The sequence below is a fragment of the Flavivirga amylovorans genome (genome assembly GCF_030540875.1).
Lineage (GTDB): Bacteria > Bacteroidota > Bacteroidia > Flavobacteriales > Flavobacteriaceae > Flavivirga > Flavivirga amylovorans.
This window is the reverse complement of the sequence record NZ_JAUOEM010000004.1, coordinates 539,138-555,960: the sequence shown is the minus strand read 5'-3', so window position 1 is coordinate 555,960 and position 16,823 is coordinate 539,138. Positions and strand designations below refer to the sequence as shown.

Sequence of the window (16,823 nt, the reverse complement as noted above, 5' to 3'; positions counted from 1 at the left end):
CATACATGAATATAACAAAATTTTCATGAAAAACAGTCCGTTGGTTTTAGTAATGATTTTTTTTGCCTGTAAGTCGTTTTATGCGCAGTTACCTCCTGTCTTTGAAGATGTTTATCATAGTAGGGCAACATCATCTCCAATGGTAAGGACTTTACTTACTCCAAAACGCATAGTCTGGCAAACAGATACTACCAATGTTTTCATAAAAAATGAAGAAACCCTTTTAGCAAGTGGAAGTAATCAGGTAGCTGTGAACGATAAAAACTTGTTTACACTGATAAGTACGGAAGACCAAAAACCAGGTATCCTTTTAGATTATGGAAAGGAATTGTATGGAGGTGTGAAAATCTCAATGGGCATGCGAAAAGATAAAACACCCTTAAAACTAAGATTACGCTTTGGTGAATCTGTTGGGGAAGCAATGTCTGAAATAGGTTATGAAGACAATGCAACTAACGAACATTCACTCAGAGATTTTATTATTGAGGTGCCTTGGCTAGGAAGCATAGAAGTTGGAAAAACAGGTTTTAGGTTTTTAAGAATTGATGTTGTTGAAAAAAAGCAAATAGCTCCCATTAAATCAGTTGAAGCTGTTTTTGTTTACCGAGATATTCCTTATCTGGGCAGCTTCGAATGTAGTGATGAAAGGCTTAATACTATCTGGTTGACGGGAGCATATACTGTTCATCTTAACATGCAAGACTACTTATGGGACGGAATTAAAAGGGACCGATTAGTTTGGGTAGGCGATCTACATCCAGAAGTAATGACAGTATCAACCGTTTTTGGAATGAATGAAGTGGTAACCAAAAGTCTAGATATAGCCAGAGACCAATATCCCTTGCCTCAATGGATGAATGGTATTAGCTCTTACTCTATGTGGTGGTTATTAATTCACAAAGAGTGGTACAGACACTATGGAGACCTTACATACTTGAAAGAACAGAAGGTTTACATGAAGCAATTGCTAAAACAGCTTGAAACTTTTATTGATAAAGATAACGCAGAAAAACTTGATGGACATCGTTTTTTAGACTGGCCAACAAGTGAAGATCCAAAGGCAACTCATGCAGGACTACAGGCCATGATGATTATGACTTTTGAGGCTGGAGCATATCTTATGAAGGAATTGAATGATCAGAAATTTAGCAAAGAATGTATGGAGGTTTAAAAAGGCTAAAATCTCATTACCCTGAAGGAAATACGACTAAACAAGCAGCTGCTTTATTAGGATTAGCTGGTTTAGAAAATGTGCAACATATCAATGAAAAAATTCTTAAAAAGGACGGAGTACAGGGAATGTCAACATTTTACGGATACTATATTTTGGAAGCTATGGCCAAAGCAAAAGATTACAACGGTGCATTAAATATAATACGTAACTATTGGGGTGCAATGTTAGATTTGGGAGCTACAACGTTTTGGGAAGATTTTAATATTATGGATATTAAAAATTCTAGCAGAATTGATGAGTTAATCCCTAAGGACAAAGATGATATTCATGGAGGTTTTGGAGGATATTGCTATGTTGGATATCGAAAAAGTCTATGCCATGGATGGGCAAGTGGGCCAACACCGTGGCTTTCACAATATGTTTTAGGCATTACCTTACTCAATGGTGGTAACGCCGTGAAAATAGACCCTCATTTGGGAAATCTTAGTTATGCAAAAGGTACGTTCCCCACAAAGTATGGGCTAATTAAAGTCCATCATACTAAGTCTACATCACGGGAAATAATATCTCAGATAGATGTTCCTAAAGAAATAGAAATAATTCCATAATAAATCTATTTGAGAAATAAGCAGATTCCCAAAGATTAGCTACTCTATTCCAAAAGTTAGATATAAAGTTTTCAAAACTTATTTTCCAAACAACTTGAAAAATTATTCAATCAGTATTATCATCAACTGGAAACAAAAAGCGACAGTTATATTCTGAAATAAATAAACTTCAAGTTAGGTATACTACAGACGAAATATGGGTTAAAGTTGAAAGATCAAATTAATAGGAAAAAGCAATTATAGCTAAATCTGCCTTCAAAAATGTCGAAATATAAAAAAGTGATGAAATATTTTTTAAAATTTCTAACACAATAACAATAAAAAAGAAAAGACTCAAGCACAAAATGTACTTGAGTCTCACTTAGTAGCGGGAACTGGATTCGAACTAGCGACTTTCGGGTTATGAGAAAATGTCATATTTTACTTGTCTATATTTTCCATTTTGATTCCATAAGTTTTTTATAAAATTAGGGCTATAGTTTCAATTTATATTTCGTAACACGACATTAACATAATTTTCACAAGATTTTGTTTAACTTTGGGCTGTGAGTCAAACTACATCTCATAGAGTAAAAAGTATTTTACTTCTCTTAGTCTTTACTTTGTTAAAGATAGGAGTTGCACACTCGCTTTCTCATGCTTTCTCACATGACGATCTTGATGATTGTGAGCAATGTATCTTAATTGTTGACTCAAACAAGATTAAAGCTTTCGGTGGTCATTCATATTCCTATTCGAGTGATGTAATTAATATAGTGGTCTTACCAAAGCCTTATAACTTACATTATAAAAATCCTCAATTTAGAGAACATCATTACGTTTTCTTTTTTAATAAGCCACCACCTTCTTTATAATTTAGATGACTTTTTTTTATTCTTAATGGAATATGGTCAAATTTAAATGGCCATTTACTTCATTATGGCTATTCGTATTTCCTACAATTTATCTGTTAGCAAATAAATTCAAGCGCTTATTGCAAGCTGATCTGAGTCATCATTACATTCCAAAATTCATTTAAAAGGCATTCCGTTTGTACATTTTCAGTACATAGATATGCTTAATCAATTAATATAAAAACAGTATGATATTTACTAATAACCTTACCAAATCCTATGGTAATTTAACCGCATTGGACAATCTTAATTTAGAAGTCAAAGAAGGCGAAATCTATTGCCTATTAGGGGCTAACGGAGCAGGCAAAACAACAACAATTAATCTTTTATTAGGCTTTATGAAACCAACTTCAGGGAATGCCTTTATTAATCAGTTAGATGTTGTTGAGCATTCTAAGCAGACCAAACAATACTTAGCTTATATACCTGAAAATTTAATGCTCTATCCTAGTCTTAATGCTATTGAAAACCTGGATTACTTTTCAGGAATAGCAAACAAAAATTTCAATAAAAAAACCTTAGAATCGATATTAACTGAAGCTGGACTTCAAGCATCTGCCTTTTACAAACCTGTATCTAAATACTCTAAAGGAATGCGACAAAAAGTAGGTGTTGCCATTGCTCTAGCAAAAGATGCTAAGGTTTTACTCTTGGATGAACCTACATCTGGATTAGACCCTAAAGCAAGTTTTGAGTTTGGTAGACTATTGCAAAAATTAAGACAAAAAGGTGTCGCTACACTCATGGCCACACATGATTTATTTAGAGCTAAAGAGGTTGCAACAACTATCGGTATTATGAAAGATGGTCAATTAAAACAGCAATGGTCTGTTGATGATATTACACTATCTGATTTGGAAAAAAATTATTTGGAAACCATGTCTTACAATACCATTGAACTATGATACGCAATACCCTTAAGAAAGAAACCAAAGAATTGCTTAGGGATGGTCGCATTAGAATGGCGTTCATCCTTGTTATCATACTTACAATCGTAGCTGTTGTTATAAGTGCATGGCACTATAAAGACATCAATGAGGAATATGTATCTGCAAAACAATCAGAACGAGAGGTTTGGGACAGTCAAGGTGAAAAGAACCCCCATTCTGCAGCACATTATGGAACATACGCTTTTAAACCTAAATACCCCTTGGCACTCTTAGACCAAGGTGTAGATAAATATACAGGAACATCTATTTTTTTAGAAGCCCATAATAGAAATGAAGCCCAGTTTGACGAAGCCTCTGACCAAACAGGATTAGCAAGGTTTGGGAATTTAACACCAGATTTTATCTTGTTGTTTATAATGCCCTTGCTCATCCTCCTCATAGTTTATAATAGTCTGACGAAAGAAAAGGAAATGGGAACCATCACACTACTTGATAGTCAGGGAGCAATTGGTTTTAAACTCATTTTTGGAAAATGGTTGGCAGTATTTCTACCATTATTTACGTTACTATTTGTCCTCTTTATAACAACAGGTATCATCTTATCTAGCTTGCAAGATTTTGGCGTTTTTAGTTGGCTATCGTTAACGACTTTATTTCTGACTTATATAATCTATTACGCCATATTTATCAATTTGGTATTGATAATTTCTGCATTGGTAAAAAAGTCTGGAATCGCATTAGTACTGTCTTTAAGTATATGGATTTTAGTTTGTTTGATACTACCAAAAATAGCTAGTAACATTGCTGAATACAGATACCCTTACCCCTCAAAACAAGAGTTTGCAGCAAATATTGCAAAGGATAAAAAAGAAGGATTAGATGGTCATAACCCTTGGAACGAAGCATCAAAAGCTCTTGAAAAGCAAGTCTTGAAAGAATATGGTGTAGATAGTTTAAGTCAATTGCCTTTTAATTATGCGGGCTATAGAATGCAAAAAGGGGAAGAACACCAAGCGGAAATCTACTTCAAGCATTACAAAGAATTAAAAACGCAGTATTCAAACCAATCAAGAGTTTATAGACAACTAGCGGTTGTTTCTCCTTTTTTGCCCACTCGCTTTTTAAGCATGTCAATTGCCAATACAGATTATGCTACGCATTGGGATTTTGCTGATTCTGCTGAAAATTATAGAATTAAAACTCAAAAATTTCTTAATGAACATTTCGCAAATGAATCCAAATATGGTGATTGGTCCTGGAAAGCAGATGCAGACTTCTGGAAACAACTACCAAAATTCAATTACGAACCACCAACATTATCAGAAAACTTAAAACATAATACTGGTAATATCCTAATACTATTCTGTTGGTTACTCGGTTCGTTCGTCGTACTATTTTTCACAACTAAATCGCTTAAAAATGTTAAAATATAATTTTAAATACGAATGGTTACTTTTAATACGCAAACGATGGATTCAAGTACTAACCATACTACTATTCATCCTCTTTGGCTTCGCTGTATATAATGGTACACAAAAAGTCGATGCGAGGAATGCCAGTATTTCTTCTGCCATAAACGAGTTTAAAATGGAAGAAAAGAAAATGTTAGTACAATTCGACTCTATTGAAAAAGGTTTTAAGGTCAATACATCAAGTTGGCTCTTACCAACCCGACCGATAGTTATTGGTAATTTACATCCAAGAGTGGTCAATATGCCTGCTAAATCAACAGCCTTTATATCTACTGGACAGTCTGATATGTTTGCACATTATGTACAACCTATTGTTACTGGCGATGACTCAACAATGAATTTTAAGGAAATGACCAGTCCAGTTCAATTATTATTTGGAAGCTTTGATTTGACTTTTGTGACTGTTTACCTTTTACCGCTTCTTATTATAGCATTTTCATTCAATATATTGGCATCCGAACGTGAAAGTGGTTCTTTAAAATTATTGGCATCACAACCTATTAATATTAGGACTTGGGTCTTACAAAAACTAGGGTTGCGTTTCTTTTGGTTAGTCATTGCTATCATTATAACACTCTCATTAGTGTTCATTGTTTTTGGTTTTGACTTCAAAACAAGTTTAACGTCTTTTATGGCATTATTATCTATTATTATTACATATACTTTATTCTGGTTTGTATTAGCTTTTGCAACTAATATTTGGATAAAGAGTTCTGCTAAAAACGCCATTACGTTAATAGGATTTTGGATTCTGTTTGTTTTGTTGTCCCCTTCATTAATAAATCAAATAAGTAATACACTTTATCCCATTCCATCAAGAATATTGATGCTAAATGAAATGCGTTCAATTAAAGCCGAAGCCACCAAGAAGCAAGATGAAATTTTAGATAATTTTTTAAGAGACCATCCGGAATATGCAACAAATGACAGCACACAAGTAAGAGGGTTTTATCAAAAATATATGGCTACACAACAATTGATTCAAGATGAATTGAAGCCATTACTATCGGAATTTGATTCACAAATAAATAACCAACACAAGTTAGTAAATGCTTCAATTTGGCTTTCACCTGCTTTAATTGTACAAAATTCATTGAATAGAATTGCAGGTACTTCAACAGAAGACTATCAAGATTTTAAACGTCAAAGCTTAACATTTTCAAAAGAATGGAGGAACTTTTTTAAACCTATGATGTTTAAAGATGAGAAGTTCAAAAAAAGTGACTATAAAAATCTTCCAAAGTTTGAGTTTAGCTATGCTAATGTGAATACATACGGCAAAACACTTGGACTCGTGATATTAAGTAGTTTGATTTTGTTTTTAGTATTAGTACTAAAACCGAGGAAAAATCAAATAGAATTAATCAGTTAACCGTTAAATCTTATCAAAAAATGAACAACACAAATAAGCTACCAGTAACCGTTATTAGCGGTTTTTTAGGAGCAGGCAAAACCACTTTGCTGAACCATGTTTTACACAATAAGGAAGGTTTGAAAGTAGCTGTAATTGTAAATGATATGAGCGAAGTAAACGTAGATTCCGAATTGATAAAAAGTGAAAACACACTATCACGTACTGAAGAAAAACTGGTTGAAATGAGCAATGGCTGTATCTGCTGCACGCTTCGTGAGGATTTAATGGTAGAAGTTGAGCGATTAGCCAAGGAAAACCGTTTTGATTATTTGCTCATAGAAAGCACGGGCATTAGTGAGCCTGTTCCCGTTGCCCAAACGTTTTCTTTTGTTGACGAAGAAAATGGGATTGACCTGTCCCGATTTAGTTATGTCGATACCATGGTTACCGTCGTAGACGCATTTAACTTCTTTAAGGATTTTGGGAGTCCAGAAACTCTTATGGATAGAAAACTTACTGATATAGATGAAGATTACCGAACCATTGTGGATTTATTAACCGACCAAATTGAGTTTGCAAATGTGATCCTTTTGAATAAAACAGATTTAGTATCAAAAGAGCATCTGGATGTACTTATGAAAATTATTTCCAAACTAAACCCTCCCGCTCGTATACTGAAATCGAGTTTTAGCAAGGTTGAACCTAAGGAAATATTAAACACAGGCTTATTTGATTTTGAAGAAGCAGAACAAAGTGCTGGCTGGATAGAAGAATTAAAGAAAGACGAACATACACCTGAAACGGAAGAATATGGTATCAGTTCTTTTGTTTATCGTAGTAAGAAACCGTTTGATCCGGTACGTTTTTGGAATTACGTGCAACACCAATTCCCAAGTAACATTATAAGAAGTAAGGGCTTATTTTGGTTAGCATCCAGACCAGAACAAGCATTGGTTTGGGGCCAAGCTGGAGGCTCATTAAAAGCTGATAGTGCTGGCGTCTGGTGGAGCAGTATGCCTTTTAAAAAACGTATACAGCAAATGGCCTTTATAGAAAACCAAGGACATATAGAAAGCGAGTGGGACATTACTTTTGGTGACAGAAAAAATGAAATCGTATTTATAGCGCAAAATATGGATGAAGCACTTATTAGATCTCATTTAGATACTTGTCTTGTAACAAATGAAGAATTGGCAACCCAAAAATGGGAAGAAGGCTATGAAGATGATTGGCCTGTAGAAAGAGTCTATGCACTTTAATTAGATTAAAATGGAATACAGTAGAAGAAAATTTATTTCCTTTTAGAGCTCATATAAAAAACATGACGAGTGTTAATTGGATCATGCACAAAAGTTGTGTGTGATCCGTATTCTGTGTTTTACTTTCTCTTAATAAGCCTTATATTATTTATAAATACCTCCAAGGGTTCTTTATTAAACAGATTGCTTCGTCCTATCGTCCTCGCAAAGACGGTGTCTTGCTGTTTACGATTAAAAGCACCTCTGGTATTATCCTTCTTCTTTCGTTCTACAAGGCTTTAAGATAATCGTTAAGAACAGACCAAAGAGGCTAGCCCAGACCCTTGGCAAGAATAAAGAACAAAATTTTGAAAACCAGGAGCATAGCATTGGGTAGAGCGATGGAGCGACGCAAAATTTTGGGCTTGGTTCTTCTTGAACGACAGCAAAAGAAGAAATTCCTACGAAGGGGCGTCCTTTCTTTTGTTACTTTTCTTTGGACGAGCAAAGAAAAGTAAATCATTAAACAGTATAATTAATTTAAAATGCGAAATTTTGAATTAATCATAAACACAACAATTAATCTTGATCCGAAATATCTGCTGTACATATGTTGTACAGAAAAATAAAAAAAGGCTCTCGATTTCTCGAAAGCCTTGCCTTTACTAGTAGCGGGAACTGGACTCGAACCAGTGACCTTCGGGTTATGAGCCCGACGAGCTACCTACTGCTCTATCCCGCGATATAATACTAAAATAATTTACTTAGCTTTTAACTTTCGGTTCATAATGCCGACCAAATTATTTCGGACTGCAAATATACAATCCTTTTTATGTTTCTACAAGCTTAAAACTAAAAAAAATTATTGCTCAATGCTACTTGCCTGAAAATCTACTAATTCTGAATTTAAAAATTGAACAGACACTTGAATAGGATTGCAACATACTTCGCAATCTTCAATATAAGATTGTTTTGCAATAGAATTATCTATCAATACAGAAATCCTTTCCCAACAATATGGACATGTAAAAAAATGCTCTTGAATAGCTATAAAAATAAAAAAGCCAACATAAATAATGTTAGCTTTTAAAATAAAATTAATAAAATTTAATTATTCTTTTTCAATGTCCATAGTTGCTGTAGCATTTTGCATTTCTAAATGCACTAAACTTGGTGGGTTTTTACCAGAAACACTAATATATTCTTGGTTTAAATTATTGTCACTTACCATCATAGTATTCAACTTAGTTAAATTCATTAACTCCATTGGTAAATCGCCAGTAAACTGGTTTGTAGACAATAATAATTCTTCTAAATTCGTTAATTGTGCTATTTCAACTGGAATCTCACCGTTCATTTTATTATCCATGAGGCTTAGTTTTTGCAACTTAGATAAAGCAAATATTTCTCTTGGTATGTTACCTGTTAAATAGTTACTTCCTAATAAAAGTTCTTTTAAATTGGTTAAACTCATTAATGAATCAGGAATATTACCAGCAAATTTATTGCTATAAAGTTTTAAAGCTTCAAGTTTTTTTAATTCTCCTAGTTCGGGAGGAATTTCACCTTCAAAATTATTCATAAACAATTCTAAAGATGTCAATTCTTTTAAATTCTTCAAAGTAGATGGTAGCTTTCCCCTTAATTTATTAAAACCTAAATTAAGTTTCTTTACATGAATTAAATTACCAATTTCTTGTGGTAATTCACCTTGGAGATTATTAAATTGTAGGCTAATTTCAACTACTTTATTATCTTCTACTTTAATACCATACCATGTATCTATTGAAGCTTCTAAATCCCAAGTAGCACTCCACTCGGTTCCCTTCGTAGCTTTGTATATAGCAATTAATGCATCTTTTTCTGTAGAGGAAACATTAGCAAATGTATAAGCCGTTACAAAAAAGCATATTACTGAAAGTTTTAAAGTTTTCATGTTTCAAGTAAATTTGGGATTAATTCACTTACGAAATTAGAAGAAATATCGATTAAAAACTATTTTATTCGATGAAATACATTAAATTTTAACAAATACCTGCTGATAAGCTAGAATTTTACTTATCAAAAAATAAAATAAATAGGTTCATTCTAGTTTCTTAGAAATTGATATTTAAAATTCCTCCACTTATTTGAAGCATTTGCAATTCGGCTAACTTAGCAAAATATTTAGCTTGATTTCTATTCAATTCTGCATTAAGTAATGGTTGAATGTTAAACTAATTTCCTAAACCGTCTATTTCAAATTGAACTACTTCCCATTTCTCCATCAAGTCTTGCAAATCAGTTTTCTTTTTTTGATAATCATCGAAAAAGTTTGGTTTGGAAGTTACTGCCTCGTAATTAATTTCAAGCTCTAAGTCAATAGCTTTTATATCCCGTTCAAGCTGGTTGATTTGAGCTTCAACATTACTCAATCTATTATTTAAAGACTTTAGTTTTTTCTGGTCTTCATACGATTGATGCTTCTTCTCTTTTTCTTTAGGAACATCCTTTACTACTGTTCGTTTTTCGACTTCACGAAGGTTTTCAACTTTACGTTGCCCTAAATAATAATCTATATCTCCTAGATACTCTTTTATTTTATGATCTTTAAACTCGTATACTAAATTGGTTAAACCTTGGAGAAAATCCCTGTCATGCGATACCAAAATTAAAGTGCCTTCAAATCGTTTTAAGGCTTCTTTTAATACATTTTTAGATTTAATATCTAAGTGGTTTGTCGGCTCATCCATTATTAAAACATTGAATGGCTGCAACATTAATTTCGCTAATGCTAAACGATTTCGTTCGCCTCCAGAAAGTACACGTACGTATTTTTCAACTTCATCACCACGAAATAAAAAGGATCCTAAAATATCACGAACTTTACTTCTATTGGTTTCATTAGCCGCATCAATCATAGTATCTAAAACAGTTTTGCTACCATTTAAATACTCTGCTTGATTTTGAGCAAAATACCCTATCTGTACATTATGGCCTAACTTTAAATGCCCATCATACTTTATATCTCCTACTATAATCTTTGCTAATGTTGATTTTCCTTGTCCGTTTTGTCCAACAAAAGCTGTTTTACTATCTCGTTCTACAAGCAAATTAATGTTTTTAAGAACTTGATTATCCCCATAATTTTTTGAGACTCCTTCGGTTTCTACTACTACTTTCCCTGGTGTTATAGATACAGGGAAGTTAAGCGTCATTACACTATTATCATCTTCATCGACTTCTATTCTATCAATTTTATCAAGTTTTTTAATAAGTGATTGTGCCATCGTCGCTTTTGATGCTTTAGCACGAAATTTTTCAATAAGCTTTTCTGTTTGCTCAATCTGTTTTTGTTGATTTTTTTGAGATGCTAACTGTTGCGTTCTTAACTCTTCTCGTAGTACTAAGTATTTTGTATAAGGCTTAGGATAATCATAAATTCTACCTAAAGAAATCTCAATGGTTCTATTAGTAACATTATCTAAAAACATTTTATCATGCGATACTATAACTACTGCTCCTGGATAATTCTTTAAAAACCCTTCTAACCAGATAATAGATTCTATATCTAAGTGGTTAGTTGGCTCATCTAATAAAAGAATGTCATTATTTTGAAGTAATAATTTAGCCAATTCTATTCGCATACGCCAGCCTCCTGAAAAGGTATCGGTTAGCTTATCAAAGTCTGGTCGTTTAAAGCCTAGTCCTTGGAGAATTTTCTCAGTGTCTCCTTGGTAATTATAACCACCTAAAATTTCATATTGATGCTGAATCTCATTAATATCAATCATAAGTTGATTATAGCCTTCACTTTCATAATCGGTACGTTCTGCTAACTGGGTGTTGATGCCATCCATTTTAGCTTCTAACTCTTTAATTTCTGTAAAAGCTTGGTAAGCCTCTTCAAGTACCGTTCTTCCTAAAACAAAATCAATATCTTGTTTTAAAAACCCAATTTTTAGTTCTTTATCTGCTGCAATTTGTCCAGTATCTGGCTCCATCTCTTTTGACAAAATTTTAAGCATCGTGGATTTACCTGCTCCATTTTTCCCAATAAGCCCTATTCTATCCCCATTACCTAGTTTAAATGTAATGTCTTCAAACAGGTATTCCCCTTGAAATGATATCGATAAATTATGAATGTTCATCATAGATATGTAACTTAAATTACGGCACTTTAATTATTAAAACTTATTTTTGCCTTGACTTTGTGACTAAGACAATCTAAATAGAAACCCCAATTTATAATCGAGTTTTAGATTTTTTCTATTGCGCTTGCAAAAATACATTATATATGTTTAAAAAAGGAACAAAATTATATAGCATTCTAACTGGGGCTTGCCCGAAATGTCATGAAGAATCTATGTTTAAAAACAAGAATCCTTACATACTTTCTGAAGCTTTAAGCATGCATGAACATTGTAGTAATTGTAAAACAAAATACAAGATAGAACCTTCTTTTTTTTATGGTTCTATGTATGTGAGTTATCCTGTTGGAATTGCATTTGCTACAGCAGCTTTTGTTATTTCATATTTTGTGTTTAACGCAAGTATCCATATTATATTTATATCGATTATAGCAACTTTAATTGTGTGTATGCCTATTATTTTAAGGCTTTCAAGAAACATTTGGATTAACTTTTTTATGCATTACGATAAGTCGCTTGCAAAAAAGTAAAAAGCTACCTGTATCATTCTTAACTAGAACAGCACGTTTAAAAAGAAAAACGATTAATATCAATTTCTTTTTCTAGAGGAACCCCGTTTTCAATAAAATTATAAAGTTGCTTAGCTACATAAGGGCCAATCATAACACCTCGTGTACCTAAACCATTTAATACAAACAAATTTTTATGTTTTTGGTGTTTTCCTACTAATGGACGTCTATCTTTAACTGTAGGACGAATTCCAGCCACTTGACCTACTACTTCAAAAGAACAGCTAATAAGCTTTTTAAGCTTATTTAAGAGCGTTTCTTTTGCTTCTTTAGTAATACCATTACTTAAATCTTTCCATTCGTAAGTAGCTCCCACAATATATAAATCATTCCCCAATGGAATTAAAAAGACGCCTGCTTTTAAAACATAGTTTATTTTTAAATCTGGTGCATGTATTATTACTAACTCTCCTTTTGCTGGTACCAATGGTAAATGATTAAAATATGGGTTTTGTTTAATACCATATCCTTCAGAAAACACCATGTTGGTTGCTTTTAAATTTTGATATTGAATTGTATTGTTTTCTATTGTTATAGCATCATGATTAAAAGCTTCTTCAAGCAGTAGTTTATTTTTCAATAAATCTATTTTATAAGCTTCAATCATTGTTTTTACATCTATTCTTCCTGTATCTAAAACTTCACCGAATCCAAAATCTGCTTTAATAGCATGATTCTCATTTTTAATAAGTTTTTCCGATAGGTATTCTGAAAGTATGGGTTTATCTGATGCTGCAAACCAATCATTTTGTTCTTCTAGCGATGCAAACTTACGGTAAACAGGAATTTTATAATCTAATTTTACATCCAACTCTTTTTCTAAGCGTGCATAGAGTGGTAGTGCTATTTCTAATTGCTCTTTACTTTTCCAAACCGATGTAAATCGTTTCAATACTACTGGATTATATAATCCTCCAGCCACAATAGAAGATAATTGTGATGTGTTATCAAATGCTATAAATGTTTTTTTATTCGCTTTTAATTGCTCACAAAAACTAATGCCGGCTAGCCCAATTCCTACTACGATATAATCTACTTTCATAATCCACGAAGATAATTAGAAAATTGGATTCTTACTACTGTTTACATAAGGCCTTTCATCTCCATTCAAGATAGGTAAATCAACCTAAAATTCAGGGTAATAAAAAACGCCCACTTAAAAAGTGAGCGTTTCGTATATTCTAATTGATTGTGAGAATTAATAAGTCCACATATCTAATTCAAAGTCTCTAATTCTGTCTTTAATCCTTTGAGATTCTAATAATTGCATTAAAGCGTTTTGTGATATGTACTCAGATATTTGTCTATCTTCTTGAACATTTTCTTCTTTATAAATATATCCGTGAAAACGTCTTGCATTTAAAATATGGTCAAAAGAAAAAGGAATGGAACTATTTTGATTATTGAATGATTTTGCTTCATGCAATACCTCTCTAGCATCTGGGAAGAATACCCAAAATAAAGGTACTAAATCTGGCTCTGGCTCATCAATAAAATTTACATCTGGCGCAACAGGAGCTATTCCTAACAATCTGTATTTCATTTCAGCCTGACGCTTATCAAAATACCAAAGACCTTTGATGTGGTATTCCTTAATATCTGCAGCTGTAATATCTCTTCTATTAATATATTCTGGAGATAATGCTTCTCCCGCATTTAATTGTTCAATACCTAATTCTGTAGTATCTATTTTAACCAAAGCTGCTTCTATATCTTTTAAAGTACGTTTTGCTGTAAAATAAGAATCATCATATATGTTTTCTATTCTTCCATTAGCAATGTTCTTCATAAGGACATGATATAACGATCTTCTATCATTACCAATATTGTTAGTATCGGTAGGGTAATATAAAGGAAAGTTTGCTCGTTCATCAAGAATAATTTTTTCCCATGTCATCTTAGAAAACAGAATATCCCTATCATCAACATAACCATATTCTAAAGGCTTATCATTGTCAATTTCCCTTTGCTCGTCTGTTCTTACACCAATTTCCTCAGGGCTCTTAGCGTTTAATATATTTGCCTGGGCAAATACACCCGACACTGTAAAGACAGTTGTAACGGTTAATAAAAAACTTTTTAATTTCATGTTCTTATGTTTATTAATTCTCTATGGTCACATGTAATATCCATAATAACTTTAGAGTAAATTTTCTAACTTTATTATGGATATTTCATCCTAATTTGTACATTTTTATTTATTGAGGTTTAACCATAAAGGTTAATTCCAATATAACTAGTTTGTTACCTCAACAAAAACTGGAGATACTTTTTTAAGTATCACACTTACACCTTTAGCTTTAGCTTCAATATCAAATATTTGAACTCCAGATCCTCGCTTAGCTTTACGCAATGCTGCTTTAGCTCTAGTATCCAACTTGTTACCTCTAACTGTTATTGTTGGTTGTCCTGGAACTTTAAATTTAAATCCAGTAACACGCAATGGTAATTCAAAATCAAAATCATCAAACTTGGCACCAATAGTAGATATATCAAGAGCATTTTTTTGCATTTTTATAGCACCATCTTCTCCTCTAACAGTTCCTGTTGGTTTTGGTAAATCCTTAATTCTGAATTTAGCATTATCACTTACTTTTTGTCCTCCAGGTAGTGTTCCAGTAACATTAATTGTTACTTCTCTACCTTTAACTCTAGTAGCGTCCATTATATATCTGCTACCTCCAGCTCTTGATAAACCTTGAGCACTAGCAGATACTTTATTATCAGGGATACCAGCAAATGAAATAGTCATTGGGTTTTTAACACCACGATATACTACATTCATTTTATCAGCTGAAATAGTTGCAGCATTTGGTTTAGAAACTGTAGCAAATGATGACTTTACAGGCACTTCAATTTCTTCTCCATCTTGAGCAAAAATCAATTTCCCTTCAATTTTATGTTCACCAACACCACCAGTTCCTATTTTAAGTTTTACTTTTCCTTCTTCGATAATATATTGATCTTCTTTAAGCGGTCTACCATCTAGAGTCAACTCAACTCTAGTAGGTTTAGTAGAAGCATCTTTACGACCTAATACAATTTGCCCATCAAATTTCTCACCATTAAAGTAAGCTGATTTAGACGTTTCCATCAACGTTGTATAATTTGTCATAGACACTTCACTAGAAAGTGTTCCTTGTAACATATTAGACAATACTTCAGATTCTGTCGTCTTAATATCTGCTTGAAGTTGTGTCATTTTAGTTAAAGAAGCGACTAAAGGAAATCCTTTATAATGATAGTCTAACCAGCTTACCTTAAGACCATCTCTATTGGTAACTTCTTCTGTGCTAAACTTATCTTGAACTTCTTTAATAACGTCTTCCATCCCTTTTTCATCTTTCAAAAGGTTTGTTACACCGTCTCTAAAGGCAGCTATCTGATCTAAAAATGCTTGACCATCTTCTTTTAACTTGTCTCCTTTAAAGAAGTTTTCATCTAGATAATCTCCTTTATCCATGATTTCATAATCTGTAGGATCATCAAGCTTAGCGATCATTTTAGATTTTAAATCTTCTAAATGACTATTAAACGTTTTAGCCAATGCATCAATTTTATCTGCTTTAGACTTAAGTGGTTCATATTTTTCTGCTTGATCTGTAGCTTTCTGCTCTAAGTTAGCCATGAAGCTTTCATTACGTAATGTTGTTGCTTCATTAGATTCAGTAAGCTTCTCGTTCATTAATCCGAATGCTGAAAGTACTTCTTTCGACATATTTAAAGCCAACATGGCTATAAATATTAGGTACATCAGATTAATCATTTTCTGTCTTGGTGATAAATTTCCTGCTGCCATATTCTAATTAGGTTTTTGGTTAATAATAAATGGGATTAACCCCTAATTAGTCTTTATGCATTGCAGACAGCATACCACCGTAAACACCATTTAATGAAGACAAGTTAGATGCTAATGATTGCATTTGCTCTTTTAATTTAGCAGCATTTTCAATAGATTCTTCGTTAATTGAAGCTTGTTTGTTAACACTTTCTAACTGTACTTTATATAAGCTATTTAATGATTCCATTTGAGCCGCAGCTAATGATAATTCTTCACCATATTTTTTAGTTGCTTCAACAGAATCTACTGTAGACCCCATATTTCTTGCAGCACCTTCGAAATTTCTAATGCTTTCTCCTAAACTATTCATTAATTCGCTATCAATCTTAGCGTCTTTTAACAACTCATCTAATTTAGTAGCCAACATCCCCTGTGGATTTTCCTTTTCTTTACTACCAGACTGTCCCCCAGCTAATTCTGGATATACTAGAGACCAATCTAATTCATCATCAACTGGTTCGAACGCAGATAATGCAAAAATAATTGCTTCTGTTACAAGACCAATAGTTAACATTACGTTACCTGTTAAAGGGCCTATTTCGAAATGAATAATTTTGAATAGAGCTCCAACGATTACAATTGCTGCTCCTAATCCATAAGCCATATTCATGAATTTTTTACTTGCTTTTGACTTTGCCATAATTTTCGGTTTTT

General features: G+C 32.8%; 14 protein-coding genes and 1 tRNA gene. 7 read left to right on the top strand and 8 right to left on the bottom strand.

What is annotated here, in order from left to right; translation table 11 throughout:
- Positions 1 to 25: 25 nt before the first annotated feature.
- The 6 genes from Q4Q39_RS13980 (at position 26) to Q4Q39_RS13955 (ending at position 7,650) form a co-directional block, all read left to right on the top strand.
- The gene (locus Q4Q39_RS13980; RefSeq protein ID WP_303283131.1) at positions 26 to 1,171 is read left to right on the top strand and encodes an alpha-L-rhamnosidase-related protein; all 1,146 of its coding nucleotides are present in this window, start codon (positions 26 to 28) and stop codon (positions 1,169 to 1,171) included.
- The gene (locus tag Q4Q39_RS13975; protein ID WP_303283130.1) at positions 1,156 to 1,782 is read left to right on the top strand and encodes a hypothetical protein; all 627 of its coding nucleotides are present in this window, start codon (positions 1,156 to 1,158) and stop codon (positions 1,780 to 1,782) included. The genes Q4Q39_RS13980 and Q4Q39_RS13975 overlap by 16 nt, the downstream gene beginning before the upstream one ends.
- 1,081 nt (positions 1,783 to 2,863) lie before the next feature.
- On the top strand, positions 2,864 to 3,580 hold the full coding sequence (locus tag Q4Q39_RS13970) for an ABC transporter ATP-binding protein (protein WP_303283129.1): 717 nt from the start codon (positions 2,864 to 2,866) through the stop codon (positions 3,578 to 3,580).
- Positions 3,577 to 4,998, top strand: coding sequence for an ABC transporter permease (locus Q4Q39_RS13965; protein ID WP_303283128.1), 1,422 nt, complete (start codon positions 3,577 to 3,579; stop codon positions 4,996 to 4,998). The genes Q4Q39_RS13970 and Q4Q39_RS13965 overlap by 4 nt, the downstream gene beginning before the upstream one ends.
- Positions 4,985 to 6,409 carry a DUF3526 domain-containing protein gene (locus Q4Q39_RS13960; RefSeq protein WP_303283127.1) on the top strand — a complete coding sequence of 475 codons (1,425 nt, stop codon included), beginning with the start codon at positions 4,985 to 4,987 and terminating at the stop codon, positions 6,407 to 6,409. The genes Q4Q39_RS13965 and Q4Q39_RS13960 overlap by 14 nt, the downstream gene beginning before the upstream one ends.
- A 20-nt stretch (positions 6,410 to 6,429) precedes the next feature.
- On the top strand, positions 6,430 to 7,650 hold the full coding sequence (locus tag Q4Q39_RS13955; RefSeq protein ID WP_303283126.1) for a GTP-binding protein: 1,221 nt from the start codon (positions 6,430 to 6,432) through the stop codon (positions 7,648 to 7,650).
- 648 nt (positions 7,651 to 8,298) lie between these two features.
- Here Q4Q39_RS13955 and Q4Q39_RS13950 read toward each other — a convergent pair.
- From Q4Q39_RS13950 to Q4Q39_RS13935, 4 genes are all read right to left on the bottom strand, one after another.
- Positions 8,299 to 8,371, bottom strand: a tRNA-Met gene (locus Q4Q39_RS13950).
- A gap of 120 nt (positions 8,372 to 8,491) precedes the next feature.
- Positions 8,492 to 8,674 carry a CPXCG motif-containing cysteine-rich protein gene (locus tag Q4Q39_RS13945; RefSeq protein WP_303283174.1) on the bottom strand — a complete coding sequence of 61 codons (183 nt, stop codon included), beginning with the start codon at positions 8,672 to 8,674 and terminating at the stop codon, positions 8,492 to 8,494.
- A 66-nt stretch (positions 8,675 to 8,740) separates the two neighbouring features.
- On the bottom strand, positions 8,741 to 9,565 hold the full coding sequence (locus tag Q4Q39_RS13940; protein ID WP_303283125.1) for a Two component regulator three Y domain protein: 825 nt from the start codon (positions 9,563 to 9,565) through the stop codon (positions 8,741 to 8,743).
- A 280-nt stretch (positions 9,566 to 9,845) separates the two neighbouring features.
- Positions 9,846 to 11,762, bottom strand: coding sequence for an ABC-F family ATP-binding cassette domain-containing protein (locus Q4Q39_RS13935; RefSeq protein ID WP_303283124.1), 1,917 nt, complete (start codon positions 11,760 to 11,762; stop codon positions 9,846 to 9,848).
- Positions 11,763 to 11,905: 143 nt separating this feature from the next.
- On the opposite strand from Q4Q39_RS13935, the gene Q4Q39_RS13930 reads away from it, so the two are divergent.
- Positions 11,906 to 12,289 carry a DUF983 domain-containing protein gene (locus tag Q4Q39_RS13930; RefSeq protein ID WP_303283123.1) on the top strand — a complete coding sequence of 128 codons (384 nt, stop codon included), beginning with the start codon at positions 11,906 to 11,908 and terminating at the stop codon, positions 12,287 to 12,289.
- Positions 12,290 to 12,326: 37 nt separating this feature from the next.
- Here the strand turns inward: Q4Q39_RS13930 and Q4Q39_RS13925 are convergent, their stop codons facing one another.
- From Q4Q39_RS13925 to porL, 4 genes are all read right to left on the bottom strand, one after another.
- A complete protein-coding gene (locus Q4Q39_RS13925; RefSeq protein ID WP_303283122.1) occupies positions 12,327 to 13,370 on the bottom strand; it encodes an NAD(P)/FAD-dependent oxidoreductase in 1,044 nt (347 codons plus the stop codon).
- Between the two features lie 156 nt (positions 13,371 to 13,526).
- On the bottom strand, positions 13,527 to 14,417 hold the full coding sequence (porN, locus tag Q4Q39_RS13920) for a type IX secretion system ring subunit PorN/GldN (protein ID WP_303283121.1): 891 nt from the start codon (positions 14,415 to 14,417) through the stop codon (positions 13,527 to 13,529).
- Between the two features lie 147 nt (positions 14,418 to 14,564).
- Entirely contained in the window at positions 14,565 to 16,127 is a 1,563-nt protein-coding gene (porM, locus tag Q4Q39_RS13915; RefSeq protein WP_303283120.1) for a type IX secretion system motor protein PorM/GldM, read from the bottom strand.
- A 46-nt stretch (positions 16,128 to 16,173) separates the two neighbouring features.
- Positions 16,174 to 16,809, bottom strand: a complete 636-nt coding sequence (gene porL / locus Q4Q39_RS13910; RefSeq protein ID WP_303283119.1) for a type IX secretion system motor protein PorL/GldL — start codon at positions 16,807 to 16,809, stop codon at positions 16,174 to 16,176.
- Positions 16,810 to 16,823: the final 14 nt, after the last annotated feature.